This is a genomic window from Bacillota bacterium (genome assembly GCA_013178125.1).
Taxonomy (GTDB): Bacteria; Bacillota; SHA-98; order Ch115; family JABLXJ01; genus JABLXL01.
The window spans coordinates 1-6,102 of record JABLXJ010000043.1 but is presented as its reverse complement, the minus strand read 5'-3'; the positions used below and the strand labels follow the sequence as shown (position 1 = coordinate 6,102).

The following is a 6,102-nucleotide window of genomic DNA, read 5'->3' as shown; positions in this document are numbered from 1 at the left end:
ATACATATGGTCGGTATGTTCAGCAAACCCCCACCGGCGAACTTCAGTTGAATAGAGAAAAGATTAAGGCTGAAGAGCACCTGGACGGGAAATACCTGCTTTCCACCTCGGACGACTGGCTCTCAGTCGAAGACGTAGTCCTTGGATATAAGCAGCTTTCCGAGATCGAGCGGGTTTTCCGCGACCTAAAGCACCTCGTGGACATCCGCCCGGTATATCACCGGCTGCCCGACCGCATAAAGGCGCACGTTCTCCTCTGCGGGCTAGCCATGCTATTGATCCGGGTGGCCGAGGACGAGACCGGTAAGACATGGCGGCAGATGAAGAAGAGCCTTGCGACTCTTAAGATAGGCATCCACCGGGCTTCATCAGGCGAGGTCTGGCAGACAAATCCACTCCAGGCGGAAGTAAAGGGCCTCTTGGAAAAGCTGAAACTAAAGCTCCCACCCAGGTTCTATGCTATGAAACCTGCCAAGAAGGAGATGTAGTAACAATCATTTTTCAAGGTGCAATGGTCACAGGACCTTATGGCAAAAGGGTTTGCGCACCTTTTTTGTAACTAGTTACTGTACAACGGCAGCTCGTATGCACCTCCGCCTACCCTATATACCATCTAGCTGGGCTTTTGTCCATAGCTAACAAAGTAGTACTAGGGTGACTAAGAATACCAAATGACGGGGAAACACGGTTACGAGCATAATCTCCCTACATGTAATAGCTATAGCTTATTTGCGGATCTTCGTATTCAGGGACATACTTCATGATAAGGCCAACCTTCCGGGCGCATTCGATAGTAATTGGGTATTTTCGATCAAACTGCGTATTGTTCCAATTCATCTTGGTGAGGCCGAGGATTTCGGAGCAGATTACACTTGGAGATTCATCGGCTTCTACAATCCTCACCTCCAACGGCTGTGGGATGTATTTCCCGGGGTATGTACTGTAGTACTCAACCGAGCCGCGGGTGTAAAGAATATGGTTTTCATTGTCAAGCTCGATGTAGGTACCACGGTATGGTGGGTAGATGCCATTACGAAGCATGCGAATGTTCGAGTCGAGTATTGTGACAAAATCGACGGTGTTCACCCGCATCTCTTTGGTGGCCTGACGAAAACCGTCCAGTTCTTCGTCGGTGTAGTTTGAGGATTTGTGTAGAACGAGACGGCCCGGCGAGGTGTTGAGAGCAACCTCATATTCAGAGATGGCACGTCGTAGAAGTGTGTAAGCGTGCTTCCCAGAGAGATGGGGTACCCGGTCGTCCTTGCGGCTTACCTCAATAGGCATCCCTCGTAGGATAACACCGTTTCCGAGTTCATCGAATACCTGTGCGAGACTAGTATGAAGCGATTTTCTATCCCGACTGCGATAGAAACCGATACCTGCAAAACAGATTGAAGGGCGGTCGGGATTTGTTACCAACTTCCATGGTACCGTCTTGCTTGCCTTGTAATAAAGCGCAGTACAGAAGTTCCAAGCTTTCGTGGCATCATCTTGCTGTGTGGAGACATTTGACTCTAGCGTGATTTCTCGCGACAACTGCAGTGGCCGACCAAGGTGCATTGTTCGTGCCTTGAGAGCACGTCGGAAATTAAGCTCTAAAGCATCATCGATCTGGTCGTCGTCAATTTGTTCCTCAATAGGCTGATCCTTTTCTCGGAAGATGAGATCGTAGATTTCATCGGGTATAATACAGACAATTACATCGACGTTACGGTATCTCGCTAGAAATTCAACATGCTGGTAATATAGTTCAATAGCTACATTTACCCTTTCGTTGCGATTCTTTATTCTCTTTATTTCCTTGATGTCGGAGTTATCAATTCGCCTTGTGATATTGCCTACATGGACAAACTCCGCCTTAAAACCAAGTCTTTTATTGAAACCGCAGAAACTGGGGAACAAGCGATCATTCGATGAGGTGGCGGCTATCGGGTTGGCGTAGAGAGTAAGACGCTTGCTGAGTTTCTCAAGACAACCACTAGTACCTACAGCCCCAACGTAAATCTCTTCGCGACGGGCGGGGATGAGCGTATCATACACATCATAGCGTGCTATGCCAGAGCGCGGACATATATCCCTTCCCCGCCCGAACTGCAAGAGTGGTTCCTGAATATAATGCAATTTCATATGTCAAGTTCTCCCTGTACAAAGATGTCATTCTCTTCGTCATCTGCATCCGGAGTAGGCAGCCACTTATTGTCAATCAGTAACGGCGCGTCTCCAAATGAAACGAATTCTCCGAATGTCAGGAAACGCGGGCCTTCCCACCTGTCTTCATCAAATAGGCCGCGTTGTTGGTGGCGTAAAAAATAAGCGATGAACCTCAAATGATTGGCAATGTGACTATTATTTTCCTTTAACTTAAGCCATTTTAGATCATCTTCGCAATATGGGGACTTCCGATATCCGTCAATACTGAAAAACCAGTCGGGTGTAATCACAAGATACCAGTCATTATCAATTCTACGAAACTGCGTTGAAAAAGCTAGATGCTTACACTTTAGTATCTCATCCGGTTTATTGTCTTTCATAGTTCGGACGAAAACCTCGCGCTCATTTATCTTCTTGCCCTGCCATTTCTCAACACGCCTGACTAATCCATTTTGCTCGACGAAGATAAAGAAGTTTTCTTCACTCTGCCACCAAACCCCACGATGGTACAGTAACTGCTGGAGTGAACGGCGCAGTAAAGATTTAAAAATCCTCTCATAGTTCTCATCAATAGAGTAAAACTCTCTGGATGCCATGCTTTCGATTGTTCCGATGTCGATGACTGATCGAAGAGGGTTCCCCTCATCGTAAAGGTTATGGAAGGTAAAAATCTTCCCTTCGTGATATTCCCAACCAGTTGCAAACCGTAGGCCACGTTGCTGTAAAGCTACACGAATCTGGTCTCGCTTTGAGGCAAACCTGCATCGCTGTGGGCCTTGCCGCCCACGATGATACTGCCGCTGGTCGGGCTGTTCATCGTCTCTAAAGTCAATAACCACATTACCCAAGTATAGCCTTTCGGGAAATCTAAGTGGCAACATGTTTAAGAAGACCCTCTCAGTTTGAGGAGCTAAGATATGGCCGAACATCGGCGTATTGGCATCACCAAAGTTGGCCTCCAGAATGTTTTCTATGCAAGAAATCTTATCGATCTGAAACGACCCGATTTCGCGAAGCATGTCTCGGTAGTCCATAATGTCGCGGTTCTTGTCGAATGTAATTCTACCTTGTATGATTTCATCAAAACCACTGCCGGAATATGATCGCTGCTTCTCAGTCAATATGTAGATGATTAGACGATCATATTTCTCGTACAGTTTATACTTCACGAATTTGCGCAGGGTGTCTTTGATCTTCTCACTTTCAGACGTGGCTGTGACTTGGACGGCGACACGAGCTACATCATCACCAAGGTCAATGCCAGGATAGTTAGCTTCCTCTTCGGTGTTTAGGTTTTTGAGGTTGTCTAGTCCATAGACTATCTTGAAAAGTGGAATTAACACTATTTCAGCGACGTGATTGAGGTCGGTCCTAGATATCGCGGAGGCAGCTTTGGCTTCCGCAACGAAAGTTGCCATGAGTTGCTGGATACGATGTTGTTTTTCTAGTAAGTTCATAGTTTATCCCCACCTCAAAGCTTTTCTTTTAGGAACAATTCTGCGCCTCACCCTGGCATCCTGCTCCTCCGATGAGAACACAGAATTTCAGCAAGTATTTGTAGTAACAGCGTGACCATAATACAGTATTTTATCATAAATGGAATCATATCATATATATTATACCGTACACGGGCAAACCTTGGTAGAACTGGGTGAAGTGGTGATGTGGTGTTTCGGAAGCGCATGTAGCGATTGCGGCATGCAGGAACTTCCAGTCCTTTCATAATGGCATATCAGGCCGCTCTTGTAGATCTTACCAGTACGTAGTTACCGAAAGCGGATTCTACCTTGTCTTCGCCAGAAGTTGTCCCCCCTATATGGTGCATCGGTACGAGGGTGAACCTCCTTATGCATCTCCTTTGGCCGTCGCTTGAAGATTTCCTTTTTTCTTCTGGAATTCTCGATTTCTAATCGACGATCTTGCATATAGGAGTACCCTCTGACAAAGGAATTTGACACATCGACATAACTCATACAGCTTTCAGCGGGTGGGGAAAGGATGGAAGAAAACAACCTTATCCTTCGAGAAGGATTATGGGTAACAGTGCCGAATATGGCAGATAACGGTGAGAAATCATGGATTTTATCACGGGGGTACTCACAATGTAATTTATAGGAATATGTCGCATTGACTCAGTTGACAGGATAGCATTACCGCAAGAGTTATGGTTAAGATTTGAGATATCCGCCAAGACCCCACCAGAGTCTTCCCTGGAAGACAATAACATGGTTGTGATCAAAGAGTATGAAGGTAACTGGTTGATGCTAGGATATGATGAGGCCAGCGTAATAGGAAATGGTGTCTGATAGCACATGAATTACCCGTGTTTGGAGGTTGCTATATCTAAATTAATGAGGCGGGTCTGCCTGCCAAAACAGTATATGGGGAAGAAGGGAGGAATGCCCCATGTCTGACGAGAGGATCGAGATCTCTATCCCGAATGATCAGGATGGTTTTATAAGCTTTCAATGTCCGTTCTGCAAACAGTACTTTAAGCTATTATCAGATGAGGTTCAGGCTGACGATGTGTTTGAACTCTTTTGCCCATACTGTGGCTTGACGGCTGAATCAGGGGAGTTCCTCACAGATGACATAAAGGAGCAGGTGATGAAGCTCGCAAAGAATCGACTTAGCGAACTAATAAACAAGCTGGGAGACGACATGGAGAAAATCTTTAGAAACAGTCAATATATAACCTTCAAGAAAGGGAAGAAGCTGGAGACGGGGGAATCACAGCCCATAGCGGAGATCATCGGCCTCGATGTGATATCGTTAGTTTGCTGCCATCGTAAGGTGAAAGTCGCAGGAAGAGATCTTGCTTCAGGTATATTTTGCCCTTACTGTGGGGTGAAGTGAAGGTGACCTGCTCGGAACTAAGGAAAATTTCGTTGGAATTTCGGGGTTTAGCAAGCAGACTGCTCCGCACTGATTTTCGTGAAGGTATAGACAACTTGCATAGACTCCTGGATTTCATTGCCCGCACGCCTATACTAAGAGGATTTGTTGAAAAGTGCCAGAGAGAAAATCCGTGCGTCTTTGATATTGAGACAATTATATCCTTCAGGAAATATGGTGATCTATATCAGGTGCCAACCAATAGGGAAGGTGAGGTAGCATTTGTATATGCGCTCCTTAGTAGAGGAGCTGAGAAATTCGGCGACTACTACCAGCTATGTGCCGGGTACGGTTTTGGCACGGGGATTCAGGAGCATGTAGATTCATTTAATCGAATGGTCGTCATGCCTTTTGTCAATCATCTGTTATTGCAGATTGAAGAAGAATCAATCATACTTGGCTGCGTTGATAACCTGTCGCGGATCCACGTTGGGGGAAATGTCGGGCAAGTGAATGTTGCCGAAGGGTATGGTTCTATCATAGCGACAAATCGTTATGCTGAAACAGGCGCGCAGCATCTTACCGAACTCGCGGAGAAATTCTTAGGTATCGTATCGCAATCCGATGTCTCTCGCGATAATCAGGAAGAACTCAGAGATTTACTCGAATCCATTGTTGAGCAACTAAAGAGTTGCCAACAGCCACCAAAGAAGGGAATACTGAAAGTGGCAATTGACAAAATTCGGGAAGTAGTATCATTAGTTGGAGGGGTAGACCAGCTGACTACAGTTGGGAAAGCCCTGTACGAGGAGCTTCAACAAATGCTTCAGCATCTGTGATCGTTGACTTGTGCTGATAGTACCATATTGCAAGGTTGGGCCTAGACTGAGATAGACAATCCTCGAGGAAAACCATGGTTGATTATGTCAAGTATAGTAGGTAACGGGAACATTATTTAAGGAGGGATACAGTGGCATTTGACCTCCAATCCTACATTTCGCACCCTTACCCCTGATGTTTCTTGTTTTTCCCCGGAATCATTTTTTATCTCTTCACTCACGCTGATACGGGCTCGGACGGACGACTACGTATATGTCCTGAGTAAAACCTGCAAGC

General features: G+C 45.9%; 5 protein-coding genes. 3 read left to right on the top strand and 2 right to left on the bottom strand.

Annotation, left to right across the window (positions count from 1 at the left end; genetic code table 11):
• Nucleotides 1–488: transposase (locus HPY71_15450; protein ID NPV54886.1), on the top strand; the 488-nt coding region annotated here is incomplete at its 5' end.
• Nucleotides 489–705: 217 nt separating this feature from the next.
• On the opposite strand, the gene HPY71_15445 is transcribed toward HPY71_15450, so the two are convergent.
• Together HPY71_15445 and HPY71_15440 are read right to left on the bottom strand one after the other, a co-directional pair.
• Nucleotides 706–2,127: a hypothetical protein gene (locus HPY71_15445; protein ID NPV54885.1), complete on the bottom strand. Its 1,422-nt coding sequence runs from the start codon at nucleotides 2,125–2,127 to the stop codon at nucleotides 706–708.
• Complete coding sequence (locus HPY71_15440) at nucleotides 2,124–3,608, bottom strand: SMEK domain-containing protein (protein NPV54884.1); 1,485 nt, start codon at nucleotides 3,606–3,608, stop codon at nucleotides 2,124–2,126. Before HPY71_15440 ends, HPY71_15445 begins: the two co-directional genes overlap by 4 nt.
• Nucleotides 3,609–4,557: 949 nt before the next feature.
• Between HPY71_15440 and HPY71_15435 the strand changes: the two genes are divergently transcribed.
• Both HPY71_15435 and HPY71_15430 read left to right on the top strand, forming a co-directional pair.
• Nucleotides 4,558–5,007, top strand: a complete 450-nt coding sequence (locus tag HPY71_15435) for a hypothetical protein (GenBank protein ID NPV54883.1) — start codon at nucleotides 4,558–4,560, stop codon at nucleotides 5,005–5,007.
• 32 nt (nucleotides 5,008–5,039) lie between these two features.
• Complete coding sequence (locus HPY71_15430) at nucleotides 5,040–5,825, top strand: hypothetical protein (protein NPV54882.1); 786 nt, start codon at nucleotides 5,040–5,042, stop codon at nucleotides 5,823–5,825.
• Nucleotides 5,826–6,102 lie beyond the last annotated feature (277 nt).

Coding starts and splice junctions, on each gene's coding strand:
- HPY71_15435 (NPV54883.1), top strand. CDS start 4,558: ATGTCTGACGAGAGGATCGAGATCTCTATCCCGAATGATCAGGATGGT.
- HPY71_15445 (NPV54885.1), bottom strand. CDS start 2,127: ATGAAATTGCATTATATTCAGGAACCACTCTTGCAGTTCGGGCGGGGA.
- HPY71_15440 (NPV54884.1), bottom strand. CDS start 3,608: ATGAACTTACTAGAAAAACAACATCGTATCCAGCAACTCATGGCAACT.